This window comes from Christiangramia sediminicola (assembly GCF_031344135.1).
In the GTDB taxonomy this organism is placed as follows: domain Bacteria; phylum Bacteroidota; class Bacteroidia; order Flavobacteriales; family Flavobacteriaceae; genus Christiangramia; species Christiangramia sediminicola.
In genome coordinates, this window is sequence record NZ_JAVJIU010000003.1 from 392388 (window position 1) to 408504 (window position 16117).

Sequence of the window (16117 nt, forward strand, 5' to 3'; positions counted from 1 at the left end):
GTAGTTATATTCAACATTACTAAGAAAGATTAACGTTTTAAATATTTGTTTTAACTCACACTTAACATGCCTCGCGTAGGCCAGCTTCTATATTTGTTAAAAAATGGGGCAAACCGATATGCCCTGTGGCCCAATACTGCAAATGAAGTATTTTTTTTACTTAAGTCTATGCTGTGTTCTGCTGGTCACGGGTTGTGAAGACAACTCCCGCGATTCAGATACCATTTATATAGGCGGCCAGATTAACAATCCGGAGACGGATTACGTCGTTATTTCTCGTGAAAATGAAACGATAGACACCTTATATCTTGACGAGAAAAATCAATTCGGAAAAGATTACGAAAATCTTGAAGGTGGTATTTATACTTTTAAACATCCACCAGAAAGCCAGATTTTATATACCGAACCAGGAGACAGTATTCTAATTTGGTTAAATACGATGTCTTTTGATGAATCACTGAATTTTAGTGGTGAAGGAGCTGATAAAAGCAATTTCCTGCTAGACATGTTTTTGAAAAATCAGAATAATAACGATCTCATCCTTACCTATTATAAGATAGAGCCATCAGAATTTGCAAAAATGACCGATTCGATTAAAGAAGACAGGTTAAAAACTCTGGACAGACTTCAGGAGAAAAGCGAATTTTCAGATGAATTTCTCGAAATCGCGATGGCTAGTATTAACTATGAATATTACGACCTTAGAGAACGTTATACATTTTTGATCAGAAAGTACTATAACAGCTTTGCGGAAAAAATTCCCGAAGATTTCAATAAGTATCGTGAGGAAATAGATTTCAATAACGAGGAACTTCAGGATTATTACGTCTATACCAATCTTATAGATGATTACTTAAGATCAAAATCTATTGAGGCTTGTACAGAAAAACACAAAGATCATAAGAAATGTTTTGATCTCAATAGTTTTAAAAATATCGAAAGACGAGTTATTCTTATAGATTCACTTTCAGAAATTGAATCACTTAAAAATGAATTCCTGGATAGGTTAGCGGCACAGGCCATTACTATGTCTGAAAATCAAAATCGTCTGGATTCAGTTATGAACCTTTTAGGAAGAATAGATTACAGTAACCTTCAGTCTGCTAAAAACCTCGCTGAAATTCAGAGAAGCTACTTTATAGGTAATTCTATCGCAGATTTTGTCTACAATAATACCAACGGAGAAATAACTACTTTTAAGGATTTTCAAGAAAAACCCGTAGTTACTTTTGTGTGGTCCATTTACGCTCCTGCTCACCACAGGTGGCAACACAGCATTATTCAGGGTTTAAGAACAAAATATCCTGAAGTTGAGTTCATTGGGCTAAATATAGATCAGAATGAAAAGGAGGAATGGTTAAGGACTATTGAAACTTTTGGATATAACAAGGACAAGGAATATCAGCTTTCTAAGCGAACTGTCAGCAAAAAGATCTACAGAAAATACCTGAACAAAATTCTCTTTATAGATAGCTCCGGAAATATTGTTCGTGGAGATATTCAACTTGGTAGTCCTGATTTTGAAAATGACCTTCTGGAATTTATCAACAATTAAAAAAAGGCCACCATTTCTGGCAGCCTTTATTTTTTAACTCTTATAAATCTTACTGATTTCCCTTCTTGTAATCTGCAAGAAATTTCTCTAATCCTATATCTGTAAGAGGATGTTTCAGAAGTCCTTCGATAGAAGATAATGGCCCCGTCATAACATCTGCACCAATTTTAGCACATTCCAGTACGTGCATAGTGTGTCTCACAGATGCCGCAAGGATTTCTGTTTCAAAACCGTAATTATCATAGATAAGTCTTATTTCAGCAATAAGATTTAATCCATCAGTAGAGATATCGTCCAGCCTTCCGATAAATGGAGATACATAGGTAGCTCCGGCTTTTGCGGCTAACAATGCCTGTCCGGCAGAAAATACCAAGGTACAGTTAGTTCTAATTCCTTTATCGCTAAAATATTTAAGAGCCTTCACTCCTTCTTTGATCATTGGGATCTTCACAACTATTTGTTCATGAAGTTCGGCAAGCTCTTCACCTTCCCTAACCATTCCTTCAAAATCTGTAGAGATCACTTCTGCACTTACATCACCCTCAACAAGGTCACAGATCTTCTTATAATGTTTGAAAATATTGTCTTTCCCGGTGATCCCTTCCTTCGCCATTAGCGACGGATTTGTAGTCACCCCGTCTAATACGCCAAGCTCCTGAGCTTCTTTGATCTGATCAAGATTAGCGGTATCGATAAAAAATTTCATAGTTGTGTGTTATTTTGAATATTAATGAAATACGTTCTCAGATGGTAATAAAATTACAATTTATAATGCTTCATCAGCATTTTCTCGTAGAGTTTATCTGGCAAAAGACTTTTCAGTTTTACTGAAATTTTCTGAAGCCTCTCTCCTACTTTATAATGAACTTTTGGTTCTTCGGTTTTTATGATCTTCAATATCTCTTTCGCCATCATTTCCGGATCCTGACCTGCATCAACATGCTCATTCATCAATTTAAGAGTATTCCCGTAAACTTCTTCGTATGGCGAACCAGCAGTTACTGGTGCATGATATCTTCCTGAGGCGATATTGGTCGCAAAATCTCCGGGCGCAACATTGGTCATTTTAATCCCGAATTGTTTCACTTCCATTCTATAGGCTTCCGCAGTAATTTCCAGTGCGCTTTTGGTAGCTGAATAAATTCCGCGATAAGGCAATCCCATGTAACCGGCGATTGATGTTACATTAATAATGAGACCGCCATTTTGGTTTCTCATGATAGGAAGCGTATGCTTGATCATATTTAGCGGACCAAAATAATTAGTCTCAAAGGCTTTCTTGATCTCACTTTCCGGAGTTTCTTCAATAGGCCCAGTGATCCCGACACCCGCATTATTTATAAGAATATCCAATCTTCCTTCCTTCTGATAAACTTCCTGGATAGCTGTCTTTATAGTTTCTTCATTAGTTACATCTAATGGAACCAAATTAAAGCCATCAACAGAGTTTTTCTGAGGATTTCTGCTTGTACCGTAAACTTTAAAATTTTGTTTGCTGAGATAGGTCGCGATGGACTTTCCGATTCCGGAAGAAGCGCCGGTGATTAGCACCACTTTTTTTGAAGATTCCCCTTGTTTCATATCGCACAAATATGCAATAAATTTAGGAATTAGTAGAAACAAAAAATGGCAAGCGACCCACATCACACCGCTACGACCGCTTACCCTTGCTGCGTTCCCGCCCTGGGGGATTCAGCAGGAGCTGGTTGTGTGGGACTTGCCGGTGCAAATATACAATCTTTGTATCTTTTGGCAAGCTTTTTTTAATGTGAATTGGTTAATTTAGCTGTGATTTCAAGCCTATTTCACCATGAACAAATTTAACTTACTGTTACTCTTTATTTTAAACTTTTTATTTTTTTCATGCGGTAGCAATAATGGAAATAAAAAATCTGATTTTTCTTTAAATATCGACGAAAATAAATCAAGTTTTAATCTGAATGAGTCGCTGAAAGCCTCAATCGTAAATAGTAAAAATAAAAGCATTGATTCAGTTTCTTATTACCTAGGAGATCAATATCTGAATAGTTCTAAGAATGGCGAACTGGATCTCAAACTTCAGGATGTACTTTTAGGAAATCAAGACATAAAAGCAATCATTTACACAGATGAAACTACAGATACGCTTTCAAAGAATGTGAAGATCCTTAATGCGGAAGCACCTACAGTATATACTTTTGAAATTGTGAATTCCTATCCTCATGATATTACATCATACACCCAGGGACTGGAATTTCACGGAGACACTCTTTATGAAAGCATCGGGCAATATGGTAGCTCGAAACTTAGAAAAGTTGATCTTGAAACTGGAGAAGTTTTAAAAGAGATAAAATTAGACGACCAGTATTTTGCTGAAGGCTTAACTATTTTAAATGATAAGCTTTACCAGCTAACCTGGCAGGAAGATGAAGGTTTCATCTACGACCTTGACACATTTGAAAAAACAGGAACTTTTGGTTACGATCAAAGTAAAGAAGGCTGGGGATTATGCAACAATGGTGAAAAGATTTTTAAAAGTGATGGAACTGAAAAGATTTGGATTTTGGATCCTGAAAATTTAACCGAACAAAGTTACATTCAGCCAACTCATCATAAATCAATTTCAACAAAACTGAATGAATTAGAATGGGTTAAAGGCAAGATCTACGCAAATACTTACCAGAAAGATGGTGTAGCCATTATCAATCCCGAAAATGGAGCTATAGAAGGTCTTATTAATTTTTCTGGTCTTAGAGATCAGGTTACTCAGCATAATAAACTGGATGTTTTAAATGGTATCGCTTACAACCCAAATACCAATAAATTGTATGTGACTGGTAAGAACTGGGATAAGATCTTTGAAGTAAAAATCGTAGAGAAATAATGGAAATTAACCCAGAGATTTACGAGAAGAAACTGGTTGTCGAAGAGAAGAATCTCGATAAGCAAAAACACGTCAATAACGTGGAATATTTAAAATGGGTTCAGGATGTAGCTGAAGAACATTGGGAGGTCCGGGCTTCAGACGAACAAAAATTAGAAGTGATCTGGGTGGTTGTAAGGCATGAGATCGATTATAAAAAAGAAGCTTTTCTTGGCGATAATATTTCCCTGCAAACTTATGTGGGTGAAACTACGCATGTAACTTCCATAAGACATGTGATCATAAAAAATGCTGATACTGGTAAATTACTTGCAGAAGCCAAAACCACATGGTGTCTGCTGGATGCGGAAAACAAAAAACCGGTTAAGATTTCAGAAGAACTGAAAAAGGTTTTTCTCCATTAGATTTAAAACAAAAAAAGCCATTCTCGCGAATGGCTTTTTTTGTTTTATAAAATTGAAATTACATCTGGAAAAGAGGAAGATCCTGCATCATTGCGTTCACTTCATCTTTAACTTTTTCAAGTTCAGAATCATTATCAATATTGGTAATTACTCGATCGATAAGATTTACGATTTTTTTCATGTCATCCTCCTTCAGCCCACGTGTGGTAACTGCCGGTGTACCAATTCTGATTCCTGAAGTCACAAAAGGAGACTTATCATCGAAAGGAACCATATTCTTATTCACGGTGATATCAGCTTTTCCAAGAGCTTCTTCAGCATCTTTTCCGCTTACATCCTTATTTCGAAGATCGATAAGCATCATGTGATTATCAGTTCCGCCAGAAATAACTCCGTAACCTTTATCTACAAATGCCTGTGCTAGAACTTTCGCATTCTTTTTTACCTGAACCATGTAATGCAAAAACTCATCAGTTAGAGCTTCTCCGAAAGCGATCGCTTTAGCTGCAATAATGTGCTCTAATGGTCCACCCTGGTTCCCTGGGAAAATTCCTGAATTCAACATTGTAGACATTTTTTTCAGGTTTCCGTTCTTCAGTTTTTCTCCAAAAGGATTATCGAAATCTTTCCCCATAAGGATGATTCCGCCTCTTGGTCCACGAAGAGTTTTGTGAGTTGTAGAAGTCACGATATGACAATGCGGTAATGGATCACTAATTAATCCTTTCGCAATTAATCCTGCTGGATGCGCCATATCTGCTACCAGTATAGCTCCAACGCTATCTGCAATCTCTCTGAATTTCTTATAATCGATCTCTCTGGAATAAGCAGAAGCTCCAGCAATGATCATCTTTGGTTTTTCCTTTTCAGCAATTTGAGCAACTGCATCGTAATCTATAAGTCCAGTTTCTTTGTCTACTCCGTAAAATACAGGATTATAAAGTTTTCCTGAGAAATTTACCGGGGAACCATGTGTAAGATGTCCTCCATGAGAAAGATCGAAACCAAGGAATTTATCTCCCGGTTTCATACAGGCATGAAAGACTGCGGTATTAGCCTGTGAACCAGAGTGTGGTTGCACGTTGGCATATTCAGCATTGAATAATTCTTTTAGACGGTCTATAGCAAGCTGTTCAACCTGGTCTACCACCTCACATCCTCCATAATATCTCTTTCCGGGGTAACCTTCAGCATACTTATTTGTAAGTACAGATCCAGCAGCTTCAAGCACTGCATCACTTACAAAATTTTCACTCGCAATAAGTTCCAAACCATTTAACTGGCGCTCTTTTTCTTCGGCTATTAAATCAAATACTTGGGTGTCTCGTTGCATCACAATTTTTTACGTTAAATATTCGGTAAAAGTAACAAATACATTCGGTTAATTACAGGAAAATAATATATTTGAGTCAACTAGATTTTAACAAAAAACCAACACTTTTTATGTCAATTACCGCTAACGATCCAAATAGAAAAACCTGGTTGGATATTCCTGGCGATACCGATTTCCCTATTCAGAATATTCCTTTTGGAGTATTTCTTACCCGTGATGATGTGATCACCATTGGTACCAGAATTGGCGATTACGCGATAGACCTTGGAGCCCTACATCAATTGGGCTATTTCGAAGGGATCCCATTAACTGACGATATATTTTTACAGGATACTTTAAACGATTTTATATCTGATGGCAAGAAGACCTGGCGATTGGTAAGAAACCGAATTGCTGATATTTTCGATGCTAATAATACGAAACTGAAAGATAATCAGGACCATAGAAATACGGTGCTTTTTACGCTTGATGAGATCGAAATGCAAATGCCTGTACAGGTAGGAGATTATACAGATTTCTATTCTTCTAAAGAACATGCGACCAACATCGGAACCATGTTTAGAGATCCAGATAATGCATTGTTACCAAACTGGCTGCACATTCCGGTAGGTTATCACGGTAGAAGTTCTTCTATCATCCCTTCGGAAATTCCAGTTCACCGTCCACAAGGACAAACAAAACCAGCTGATTCTGATGCTCCGGTTTTTGGACCATCTCAAAGAGTTGATTTTGAACTGGAAATGGCCTTCATTACTACTGATGCCAACCATCTTGGGGAGCCAATTCCGGTAGATGAGGCTGAAGATTACATTTTCGGAATGGTGCTTTTCAACGACTGGAGTGCGCGTGATATTCAGAAATGGGAATATGTGCCACTAGGGCCATTCCTTGCTAAGAACTTTGCATCATCTATTTCTCCATGGATAGTGACTATGGATGCATTAGAGCCATTTAGAACAGCCAGCCCGAAACCTGAAAAAGAATTGCTTCCTTATTTGAAGTATTCCGGAGATAAGAGTTTTGATATCAACCTGGAAGTTTTCCTTCAGCCAGAAGGTGGTGAGGAGAATTCGCTTTCAAAATCAAACTTCAAATATCTTTACTGGAACATGAGTCAGCAACTTGCTCACCACACGGTGAATGGTTGTCCGGTTAATTCAGGAGATATGATGGCATCGGGAACCATCTCCGGATCTTCTGAAGATTCATTTGGATCTATGCTGGAGCTTACCTGGAGTGGTAGCAAGCCTCTAAAACTAAGAGACGGATCTGAACGTAAATTCATTGAAGATAATGATACGGTGATCATGAGAGGATTTTGCCAAAATGGTAATTCCAGAATTGGTTTTGGTGAAGTAAGGTCAAAATTACTTCCGGTATATCAACCAAAGAAAAAATAAGTTCGAAGAACCATAAAAAAAGCCTCGCATTTTGCGGGGCTTTTTTTATTAGTAGCTGAAATAAATTCAGCTTGCCATATTTTCAATTATTTTCTTATCAACCTGAACTCGTTTCAGGATGCATCTATAATTTCAATTATACCAATTCCTTCAGTTTATCAGCTGAAATTGACTGATGTGAAGAATGATGAACCACTTCCCTATTTTTTAATACAATAAGCTGCGGACTCTCATGATGCACCTTGAATCTATTTGCTATCTCATTTGAAATATTGCGGTGACTTATTAGATCAAGAAAAAAAAGAACTACAGGTTCATTCTCGTCAAGATCATAATCAGATTCAAACATTCTCAATACCATTCTGCTTACTCCGCATCTAGTGGAGTGTTTTAAGATGGCAACTGTTTTCTCTTCTGAGATCTTTTCAATTTCATCTAATTGCTCCATCGAATTCAAGTCTATCCAAGGCGTTGCAGCTTTCTGTGCGTCTTCCTCTTTCTTATCAGAATTGAAAATTTTATCAAATAATCCCATAATCCTCTTTTTCGCAAAAGTAAATCTAAGTAAATTTAATAGACGAAAAAATCGGACGAAATTTTAATACTATTCAACTAAACTGTCTTTTTGTCGCTTATATTTTAATAATATACGTCATTTTGACATTTATTCCGAATGGTATATCTATTGCCATATGAATTCCAAAAAACAGCATAGATGAACTTTAATAATTTTACTATAAAATAATTTATTTTTATAAGCTACTGTATTATAGCGTGTTAACATTTATCATGTTCTTCACAAATGCAACATAGCAACAATTTGTTCTTCACTAGATCAAAAAATTCATTATCTTAGAGGTAAATCTTCTTTTATGAGTACTTCACATAAATTAGTTTGCCATAAATATGATAAAAACCCTAGCAAAGGTAAAATTAAGCTTCAAACTATTACGAATAGGAAAGCAACCTACAAAACTTTAGCTACAATTGATTTTAAAAACTGGAGCGATAAAAAAGAAATTGTACTTAGTGGTGAACCATCTTTTGAAAAAATAAACCAAAAAATTAAAGAAGCTTTATTGAAGGCTCAAACCGAAAAAGTCTACGGTTGTAAAATTGACAAACTGATTGATTATTCTGAAAAAAGGATAAACAGCATCTACTCTTACAATACTAGAAGAAGCAAAACAAATGCATTAAATAAACTCAAAGAATTTAGAAGGGAATTCAAAAAATTCCAGGATATCAATAGAGATTTTACACGATCTTTTTATAATTATATGCAAGAGCATCATGCAGCAGGAACAGCACGTGAATATTTTGTGGTCATTAAATATTTTATAAAGGAGGCAGTTGATGAAAAGGTTATTGAGGTAGAGGGTGATCCATTTAAAAATGTCACTAAAAGAATTCCTAAAACAAGATATCAAGTCATAAATGATACTGAACTTAAAAAATTTTTAGGCCATACTTTTGAGGATGAAAATCGAAATCTCACGCAACATTCTTTTAAATTTATGATGTTCGCAGCAGGTATGAGAATATCCGATTTCCTTCACCTTACCTGGAATAACTTTACGGAAATTCATGAAAGAATGAATATTCGTTTTAAAATGAAAAAAACTGGCAACATTAAGGAAACTAAGTTAACTCTTAAGGCTTTAGAGTCTCTTGTGCCATTTCTAAGAAACTATAATCAGTTTGACTTAAATACTTACCACTATTATAAAAAACGAGCTGAGAAAGCTTCTAATGACCTTAGAGCTTGGAGGCAAGAAAGTAGCCAGATAGATCCTGATGGATTCATATCCGTAGACCTTCTTAATAATTATTCTCAAAATGCTTATATCAAATTTCAGGAGGATTCGGAAAAACACAGTGCTAAGGTAAAAGTTAAAAAGGATTTAGATGCCAAAATAGAAACTATGGAACAATTGCTACCACAAGTCCAACAGGATGTATATAAATATTTAGCCTCATCAATTAAATCAATTAAAACCGATTACAGTACAGAAAGAGTATATCCCTTCCTACGTGGTTTAAAAGGAAACAACCTAATTCGTGAAACTCGTAAAAGAGCTACAAAAAATAATTATTTCTTAAATGAAATGAGAAAAGAATTAAATATAAAAAATCCTTTGAGCAATCATCAGGCTAGGCATGTCTTCGCTCAAAGACTATTTGAAGCAGGAGCTAATTTTCATGATATTTCAATTGAATTGGGGCATAAATCTCTAGCTGTAACTGAGAATTACAGAAAACAAATCTCTTCAGAAAAAAGTAAGGATGTAGTACAGATTTTCACTCAATCTTTAGATTTATAACTAAATTTTTTCAGATCCCATATACAACAAGTATTTCTATATAGAAGTAAAAAGTAATTCTTTACTTTGCTGTTATATAAAACTACTTCTGAAATGGAAATTATTACCGATGTTTTCTCTCTATGCTATAAAGCTATTAGAACGGGAATACCAATTACCAGAGAATCAACTAAAGACAAAGAATATCATTTTCAAAATTGGTTTAAAAGCAGATTATTGACTCTTAATAGACCATTTGATGAACCTGGCAGAAATACTTACCCTGATTTTAAAATGGTAAGGGAAACTGTAGGATTTGAACTAAAAGGTTTGCAAACACCTGGCAGAATAAAAAACTATGATAGTAACAGCCAAGTTCCCACAGGTTTTCATAATGGTCGTGAAGTTTATTATGTTTTCGGTAGATATGATAAAACTCCACTAGACCCTAAAAAATATCCTGTTATGGATTTAATTATTTGTCATGGGGATTTTCTAAATGCAGACCATGATTACGTACATAAAAACAAAAGTGTAAAACAATTCGGAAGTTATGGAGATATAATGATTAGGGACAGAAAAATGTATGTATGCCCCACTCCTTATGCTTTAACTGAAGGAACAGAAGGACAAATAACTTTGATTACTCCAAAGGATTTAGCCTTAGATAATAGACTTAGACAAGTAGGTGATCTGAAAAGAACAGAATGTGATAAACTAATTAAAAGTTACGAATTCGATTTAGAAACAAATGAATTAATATCTCATAAAATTCCAAATCCTAATGCTGGAAGAATTCATGAATTTAAAGCATATAGGGTAAAAGAAGATGAAGGGCCATTAGTTAAAATGAGAGATTAGTGAATATAATTGAAAAAGACTTTCCCTTTGAATTAATTGATCAAATTGCAGAGCGAGAAAGTTATAGAAAGGAAATAAATAGACCAATATATCATATCCATAAATGGTGGGCTAAAAGATTAGGTTCTGTTTTTAGAGCTATTACTATAGGAGCTAATGAATCTAATTATAATGGATTTTACAAAAAGTTTGAACCGAGTAATAAGATTATACTTGACCCATTTATGGGGTCTGGAACAACCTTAGGTGAATCTGTTAAATTAGGCTACAAAGCTATTGGATGCGATATAAATCCTGTTAGCTCATATATGGTTAAACAAGGACTTACTTGGGCTACAAAAGAAGAACTTGATAAGGAATTTAAAAAGCTGGAGAAAGATGTTTCAGCAAAATTAAAATCATACTATAAAACTGAAATTCCTAAAGAAAGCACTAAGGCAGATGTATTATATTATTTTTGGGTAAAAGTAGTAACAACCCCCGATGGCGAAAATATACCTCTGTTTAAAAATTATATTTTTAGCAAAAACGCTTACCCTAAAAGAAAACCTGAGTCAAAGGTTGTTTGCCCGAATTGCGGAGAAGTGTTTACCTGTTTATATAACTCCGCTAATGAAGTTTGCCCATCTTGCAAAAATAAATTTGATCCTCAAGTTGGAAATGTTAAAGGTAGCTTGGTTTTGGATTCTCAGGGTAAATCTCATAAAATTTTAAATCTCGTTAATCAAAATACAAATCCCCCAGATCATAAACTATATGCGATATTAGCAGTGAATAAGGATGGTGAGAAGGTCTATTTAAAACCCAGTAAATTTGACTTTGATTTATACAAAACTGCCTGTGAAGATTTTGAAAGAGAAAAGGACAACTTAATAATACCAGATCAAATAGTCAGGGAAGGTTATAATACAAATCAAGCTAGAAGATTTAATTATTCTAGATGGTCAGATTTTTTTAACAAAAGACAACTTTTAGGTTTAGGAATTCTTTACAGGAGAATTTTAGAAATACCAGATCAACGAATTAAAGAACAATTTATAACACTCTTTAGTAGCACTCTAGAATTTAATAATCTTTTCTGTTCCTTTAAAGGAGAGGGTACTGGAGCTGTTAGACATATGTTTTCTAATCACATTCTTAATCCAGAAAAAACACCTTTGGAAAATAATATTTGGGGTACTTCAAAAAGTAGTGGTTCTTTCTCCAAATTATATAAAAGCAAATTACTTAAAGCAAAAGAATATTTAGAAACACCCTTTGAAATAAAACTTACTAAAAAAGATGGTAAAATAATCTCTGAGAAGGTTGTTTGCAGCAGAAAATTAAGGCTTAGTCAAGCGGAAAATTTTGCAGAGTTGAGTGAAAAGGATTTTCTAATATTAAATGGTAACAGCAGCCAATTACCTATACCTGATAATAGCATTGATAGTATTATAACTGATCCTCCTTACTTTGATTTTGTCCACTACAGTGAATTAAGTGATTTCTTCTATTCCTGGTTAAGAAAAGGACTTAGCAGCAACTATAATTATTTCAATAAAAAAGATTCTTCTGATAAAGGAGAAGTACAGGATAGGGATGCAGATTCATTTTCTTATAAAATAGAGCAAATATTTAAAGAGGGGTTTAGAGTCCTAAAAGCAAGTGGTTTATTATGTTTTAGTTTTCACCATTCAAATTATAAAGGGTGGCTATCTATATATTCTGCACTTTATAATTCTAATTTTGAAATTGTCGCAGCTCATCCGATCAAAGCTGAAATGGGAGTTGCTACTCCTAAAACTGCATCAGGAAATCCTATAAATATTGATGCTATCCTTGTCTGTAAAAAAAATGAAGCACCAAACTGTAAAGGATCTGAAGAAATAATTAAAACAGCCTTTTCTAAGACAAATAATTATATAAAAAGGTTTGAAAAGATTGAAAGAGAGATTAGTAAAGGTGATAAGTTTGTTATATTATGCTCACAAATATTAGTTGAGTGCTCTACTAATAATATACCCCCAGAAGAGGCTAAATTATTTTTAGAAAAAGCAATAGATAATTTCACGTATTAGCTTAGGAAATCTTATTACTAGAGGTTGATATAAATATTATTTAATTCCTCCTGTCTAATCCCTAGATATTTTCGAGTTGTACTAATTGAATGATGTCCAAACAATTCAGATAAATACATTAGAGCTTTTTCACTCTGGTTATTATTGTTCCAGACTCTTCTACCAAATGTTTTTCTAAGACTATGGGAGCTAATGTTGGAACCTTTAAAATGCTTCTTCATTAAGCGATTAACATGCTGAATAGAGTAAACCGTGTTCTTCTGACTTCTAAAAGCGTAAAACTCATCATTATATTCCTCAAAATATTTCAACGCATTTTTAATATTATCATTAATTATTAGCTTTCTTCTTTTTTTAGTTTTCTGCTCAATAATTTCCAACTCATCGGATCTTAAATGCTTGTAAGTCAATTTTAAGAGATCACTAATTCTTAAGCCTAAATTTATACCTACGATAATCAACAAACCAAAAGAAGCATTCTCAGATGATCTTATTAATTTTAAACCTTTACTGTTAGCTTTATCAAAATCAATATAAGTACTACCCTGCATAAATGTTCATTTTTATGCATATATAACACTTTTTGAACGTTATTCAAAAAATATTACTTCATATGACCTATAAAAACAAGAAATGTTCAATAAATGCATTAGTGAACATTTATTTTTGAGTAGTTAATTTCAAACCTTAAATAATTTTCTTAAATATGTCCTATTGTTCAATATTCAATTGAATCTACCCTACTACCATTCATATTGATAATAAAATAGAAATATGAAAACATTCCTTTCCATCATTTTATTAGCTCTAACAGTTTCATTTACCAATGCTCAAGATCGTACTGAAAAATACAATGATTATCTTGAAAGGTATGAATACTACAATGACAATGGAGATCTTATTGGTTTTAAGAAATATAATGATTACCTAGAACAGTGGGAATACACTAAAATTAATAGTTCTCAAAACCGAAGAGGTAATAAATATGAAAATATTGAATATTATCAACCAGATTATGAACTAATTAATAACGCACTAAAACAAAAACAAAAAAGGTATAATTCCAACGAAGCCTATCTACAAAAATCTTTGAACGAAATAGCCAAGCTTCTTAATCAAAAATATAGTGGCTCAGAAAACAAAGAAAAGGCAGTAAATTTCTTTAGAAAATACTCAGAAAATCTTATTGACCAACTAATACCCGATGGAGTCAAAGTAGATTTATCAACCACTTCAAATACAAATGCGATTATTAATACATACATAAAAGCACTTAAAAAGACCTTTGAAACCATCCCTGTAAAAAGAGAAGTTACAAGTAACAATCGAGGTTTACCTTCCAACAATTCAAAAAAATATACAGATAAGGGAGGAAAATATTTCAATGAAGGAAATTTTAGTCAGGCTATTAAAGAATTTAGGAAAGCTCTTATTGAAGACCCTAATAATTATCCAGCCAACTATTATTTAGCGGTTTCATTATTAGATGAAGAAAAAGCCATTATTAATGAGATGAATTCATTAGGATTATCTAAAGAAGATAATGAAAGGTATAATGAATTAGATAAAGATAGAAAACAGCTTTACCGAGAAGTTCTGAAATATTTAGAAAAGGCTTATGAATTAAATCCTAGCAATAATGAAGATGTTCTTAAAACTATCGGGAATCTATATGCAAGATTGGGACAAATGGAAAAATTTAAAGAGATACAGGATAAGTTGAATAATTAAATTGCTATGAAGTTGTTTGAAACTCTAGATAAAGATCTAGAAGAAAGTTTTAAAAGGGTGGTTTCGATTGGATGGAAACTTAGGAAGATAATAGCCTATGGATCAGAAAAAACTAAAGAACTTGAAGATGAACAGTACAGACTTAACAATTACCACAAGTCCTTCAATATAATAAAGGAAACTTTCTATTCCCATACTACTCCCTCTGGCAAAATTTATATGAATAAAATAAAGAATGACTTGAAGATTATTGAGGATAAAGCTGTAAAAAATGAAAAATTTGAATTAGCTCATATTTCTCAAATATATCAGCAAAAGATTGGTTGAACTTCGGAGGGGGGTATATCCATTTTTTCTTCTAAGTGTGGTCTTTTGTCTGGATGGGTTAGTATCTATTTGAGGAAAAGAATTAGAATAACTAAATAACTCGATTAAGTAATAACCTATAGAATAAAAATTTCAAAAAAATATTTATAATTTAACCTCAAATCCGCATATTTAAAGAACCCTCGGTCTTTAGTCAAACAAAAGATATGATAGACTTTTTTAAAGTAAAAATTCATAACAAAGCTCAATTCGAGCAATTAATTGAAGAAAATAAATTTTCATATCAGGCAGTTTACAGTAGCTCGAAAGATCAAGTTATTGAGTATCCAAAAGTTTATAAAAAAGATAATTTAGAGATAAAAATTACTCAAAATCATGGATATTTAAAAGGGAGCCTTCATAAGTTTTATAATATAATACATAATTACAACGAACAAAATTACAATCATCTGCTCTATTCTGATCTAGAAGAATTAATACCTGCTTTAGAAGAAGAGTATTTTCTAAGAGAAAATAATAATGTAATTCAATTAGAAGTTGGATTTAACTTACTTACCGATACAGACCCATCAGAAATAATTAGGGATCAAATATTTCTTCATCGCTACGAAGATCCAGATCGGAATAAAAATTATGGTGGTAGAGGAAGACTAAAAACCTTCAAAACATCTCAAGTAGAACTCAAAATTTATGATAAGGGAAGACAGTCTAATTTAGTCAACTCAATTCTAAGAATAGAGTTGAAATTTTTACGAACTCGAAAATTAAATAGCATTAATATCTTCCAACTGAATGATTTATTAAAGGTTGATAATTTAGATAATCTATTTGCTGAATTAATTAAAGAATACTCCAAACTGATAATAATTGATAAAAATTGGGAAAAAAGAATTAATTCGGATGATGATTTGAGTGTTATTAAACAAGCTATTTCAAGTCATTTCTGGCGTGGCTTTTCTCAAAAAAATACATGGAAGAAAAAAAAGGCGAGAATGAAAAAAGTTAACAGTATTCTATCAAAATACAATCTTGACAGTACGAAAGAAAGATTACTGGATAATATATATGCTCAGTACATTGGATTTCAAGAACGCTTCAGTGAATTTCAGAATTTAGAAATCAAATATTCAAAGCCTAAAAAAAGGGAATAATGTCACACCTTATATAGCTGACAAAAACTCCCTATCAGATTTTTTATTCAATTAGACTTCTATAATAAAGAATATTGCCAAAAAGTCATTTAACCTCTATTTAGCATTATTATTGAATTACAAATTTTAAAT

Annotated in this window: 15 protein-coding genes and 1 other RNA gene; 10 read left to right on the top strand and 6 right to left on the bottom strand. The window is 33.3% G+C overall.

Going from position 1 to position 16117, the window contains the following annotated elements; genetic code table 11:
- The first annotated feature begins 142 nt into the window (after nt 1-142).
- Nucleotides 143-1555 (top strand): TlpA family protein disulfide reductase, encoded by a 1413-nt coding sequence (locus RE431_RS09060; protein WP_309561663.1) that lies wholly within the window; start codon nt 143-145, stop codon nt 1553-1555.
- A 49-nt stretch (nt 1556-1604) separates the two neighbouring features.
- On the opposite strand, the gene fsa is transcribed toward RE431_RS09060, so the two are convergent.
- The 3 genes from fsa to ffs all read right to left on the bottom strand — a co-directional run bounded on the left by fsa (nt 1605) and on the right by ffs (nt 3278).
- Nucleotides 1605-2261, bottom strand: coding sequence for a fructose-6-phosphate aldolase (gene fsa / locus RE431_RS09065; protein WP_309561664.1), 657 nt, complete (start codon nt 2259-2261; stop codon nt 1605-1607).
- Between the two features lie 53 nt (nt 2262-2314).
- The gene (locus tag RE431_RS09070; RefSeq protein ID WP_309561665.1) at nt 2315-3136 is read right to left on the bottom strand and encodes an SDR family oxidoreductase; all 822 of its coding nucleotides are present in this window, start codon (nt 3134-3136) and stop codon (nt 2315-2317) included.
- Between the two features lie 43 nt (nt 3137-3179).
- An RNA gene (gene ffs / locus RE431_RS09075) (signal recognition particle sRNA small type) lies at nt 3180-3278 on the bottom strand.
- 87 nt (nt 3279-3365) lie between these two features.
- Here ffs and RE431_RS09080 point away from each other — a divergent pair.
- Both RE431_RS09080 and RE431_RS09085 read left to right on the top strand, forming a co-directional pair.
- A complete protein-coding gene (locus RE431_RS09080) occupies nt 3366-4418 on the top strand; it encodes a glutaminyl-peptide cyclotransferase (protein ID WP_309561666.1) in 1053 nt (350 codons plus the stop codon).
- On the top strand, nt 4418-4822 hold the full coding sequence (locus tag RE431_RS09085) for an acyl-CoA thioesterase (protein ID WP_309561667.1): 405 nt from the start codon (nt 4418-4420) through the stop codon (nt 4820-4822). Before RE431_RS09080 ends, RE431_RS09085 begins: the two co-directional genes overlap by 1 nt.
- A 58-nt stretch (nt 4823-4880) precedes the next feature.
- Here RE431_RS09085 and glyA read toward each other — a convergent pair whose 3' ends face one another.
- The gene (gene glyA, locus RE431_RS09090) at nt 4881-6155 is read right to left on the bottom strand and encodes a serine hydroxymethyltransferase (RefSeq protein ID WP_309561668.1); all 1275 of its coding nucleotides are present in this window, start codon (nt 6153-6155) and stop codon (nt 4881-4883) included.
- Between the two features lie 110 nt (nt 6156-6265).
- Here glyA and fahA point away from each other — a divergent pair, with 110 nt between their 5' ends.
- The gene (gene fahA, locus RE431_RS09095) at nt 6266-7555 is read left to right on the top strand and encodes a fumarylacetoacetase (RefSeq protein ID WP_309561669.1); all 1290 of its coding nucleotides are present in this window, start codon (nt 6266-6268) and stop codon (nt 7553-7555) included.
- 136 nt (nt 7556-7691) lie between these two features.
- Here fahA and ytxJ read toward each other — a convergent pair whose 3' ends face one another.
- Nucleotides 7692-8090, bottom strand: coding sequence for a bacillithiol system redox-active protein YtxJ (ytxJ, locus tag RE431_RS09100; RefSeq protein WP_309561670.1), 399 nt, complete (start codon nt 8088-8090; stop codon nt 7692-7694).
- Nucleotides 8091-8427: 337 nt separating this feature from the next.
- Between ytxJ and RE431_RS09105 the strand changes: the two genes are divergently transcribed.
- The 3 genes from RE431_RS09105 to RE431_RS09115 all read left to right on the top strand — a co-directional run bounded on the left by RE431_RS09105 (nt 8428) and on the right by RE431_RS09115 (nt 12776).
- Nucleotides 8428-9879 (top strand): tyrosine-type recombinase/integrase, encoded by a 1452-nt coding sequence (locus RE431_RS09105; RefSeq protein WP_309561671.1) that lies wholly within the window; start codon nt 8428-8430, stop codon nt 9877-9879.
- Between the two features lie 93 nt (nt 9880-9972).
- Nucleotides 9973-10719: a hypothetical protein gene (locus tag RE431_RS09110; protein ID WP_309561672.1), complete on the top strand. Its 747-nt coding sequence runs from the start codon at nt 9973-9975 to the stop codon at nt 10717-10719.
- A complete protein-coding gene (locus RE431_RS09115) occupies nt 10719-12776 on the top strand; it encodes a DNA methyltransferase (RefSeq protein ID WP_309561673.1) in 2058 nt (685 codons plus the stop codon). Before RE431_RS09110 ends, RE431_RS09115 begins: the two co-directional genes overlap by 1 nt.
- 17 nt (nt 12777-12793) lie before the next feature.
- Here RE431_RS09115 and RE431_RS09120 read toward each other — a convergent pair whose 3' ends face one another.
- Nucleotides 12794-13327: a tyrosine-type recombinase/integrase gene (locus RE431_RS09120; RefSeq protein ID WP_309561674.1), complete on the bottom strand. Its 534-nt coding sequence runs from the start codon at nt 13325-13327 to the stop codon at nt 12794-12796.
- Nucleotides 13328-13550: 223 nt separating this feature from the next.
- On the opposite strand from RE431_RS09120, the gene RE431_RS09125 reads away from it, so the two are divergent.
- The 3 genes from RE431_RS09125 to RE431_RS09135 all read left to right on the top strand — a co-directional run bounded on the left by RE431_RS09125 (nt 13551) and on the right by RE431_RS09135 (nt 15985).
- Nucleotides 13551-14507: a tetratricopeptide repeat protein gene (locus RE431_RS09125; protein ID WP_309561675.1), complete on the top strand. Its 957-nt coding sequence runs from the start codon at nt 13551-13553 to the stop codon at nt 14505-14507.
- Between the two features lie 6 nt (nt 14508-14513).
- A complete protein-coding gene (locus RE431_RS09130) occupies nt 14514-14834 on the top strand; it encodes a hypothetical protein (protein ID WP_309561676.1) in 321 nt (106 codons plus the stop codon).
- Nucleotides 14835-15040: 206 nt separating this feature from the next.
- On the top strand, nt 15041-15985 hold the full coding sequence (locus RE431_RS09135) for a hypothetical protein (protein ID WP_309561677.1): 945 nt from the start codon (nt 15041-15043) through the stop codon (nt 15983-15985).
- Nucleotides 15986-16117: the final 132 nt, after the last annotated feature.

Bases quoted from the DNA above. Each gene is read 5' to 3' on its own strand.
- RE431_RS09060 (WP_309561663.1), top strand. From the start codon at position 143: ATGAAGTATTTTTTTTACTTAAGTCTATGCTGTGTTCTGCTGGTCACG.
- RE431_RS09130 (WP_309561676.1), top strand. From the start codon at position 14,514: ATGAAGTTGTTTGAAACTCTAGATAAAGATCTAGAAGAAAGTTTTAAA.
- RE431_RS09135 (WP_309561677.1), top strand. From the start codon at position 15,041: ATGATAGACTTTTTTAAAGTAAAAATTCATAACAAAGCTCAATTCGAG.
- glyA (WP_309561668.1), bottom strand. From the start codon at position 6,155: ATGCAACGAGACACCCAAGTATTTGATTTAATAGCCGAAGAAAAAGAG.
- RE431_RS09105 (WP_309561671.1), top strand. From the start codon at position 8,428: ATGAGTACTTCACATAAATTAGTTTGCCATAAATATGATAAAAACCCT.
- RE431_RS09080 (WP_309561666.1), top strand. From the start codon at position 3,366: ATGAACAAATTTAACTTACTGTTACTCTTTATTTTAAACTTTTTATTT.
- fsa (WP_309561664.1), bottom strand. From the start codon at position 2,261: ATGAAATTTTTTATCGATACCGCTAATCTTGATCAGATCAAAGAAGCT.
- RE431_RS09120 (WP_309561674.1), bottom strand. From the start codon at position 13,327: ATGCAGGGTAGTACTTATATTGATTTTGATAAAGCTAACAGTAAAGGT.
- ytxJ (WP_309561670.1), bottom strand. From the start codon at position 8,090: ATGGGATTATTTGATAAAATTTTCAATTCTGATAAGAAAGAGGAAGAC.
- RE431_RS09125 (WP_309561675.1), top strand. From the start codon at position 13,551: ATGAAAACATTCCTTTCCATCATTTTATTAGCTCTAACAGTTTCATTT.
- RE431_RS09085 (WP_309561667.1), top strand. From the start codon at position 4,418: ATGGAAATTAACCCAGAGATTTACGAGAAGAAACTGGTTGTCGAAGAG.
- fahA (WP_309561669.1), top strand. From the start codon at position 6,266: ATGTCAATTACCGCTAACGATCCAAATAGAAAAACCTGGTTGGATATT.
- RE431_RS09110 (WP_309561672.1), top strand. From the start codon at position 9,973: ATGGAAATTATTACCGATGTTTTCTCTCTATGCTATAAAGCTATTAGA.
- RE431_RS09070 (WP_309561665.1), bottom strand. From the start codon at position 3,136: ATGAAACAAGGGGAATCTTCAAAAAAAGTGGTGCTAATCACCGGCGCT.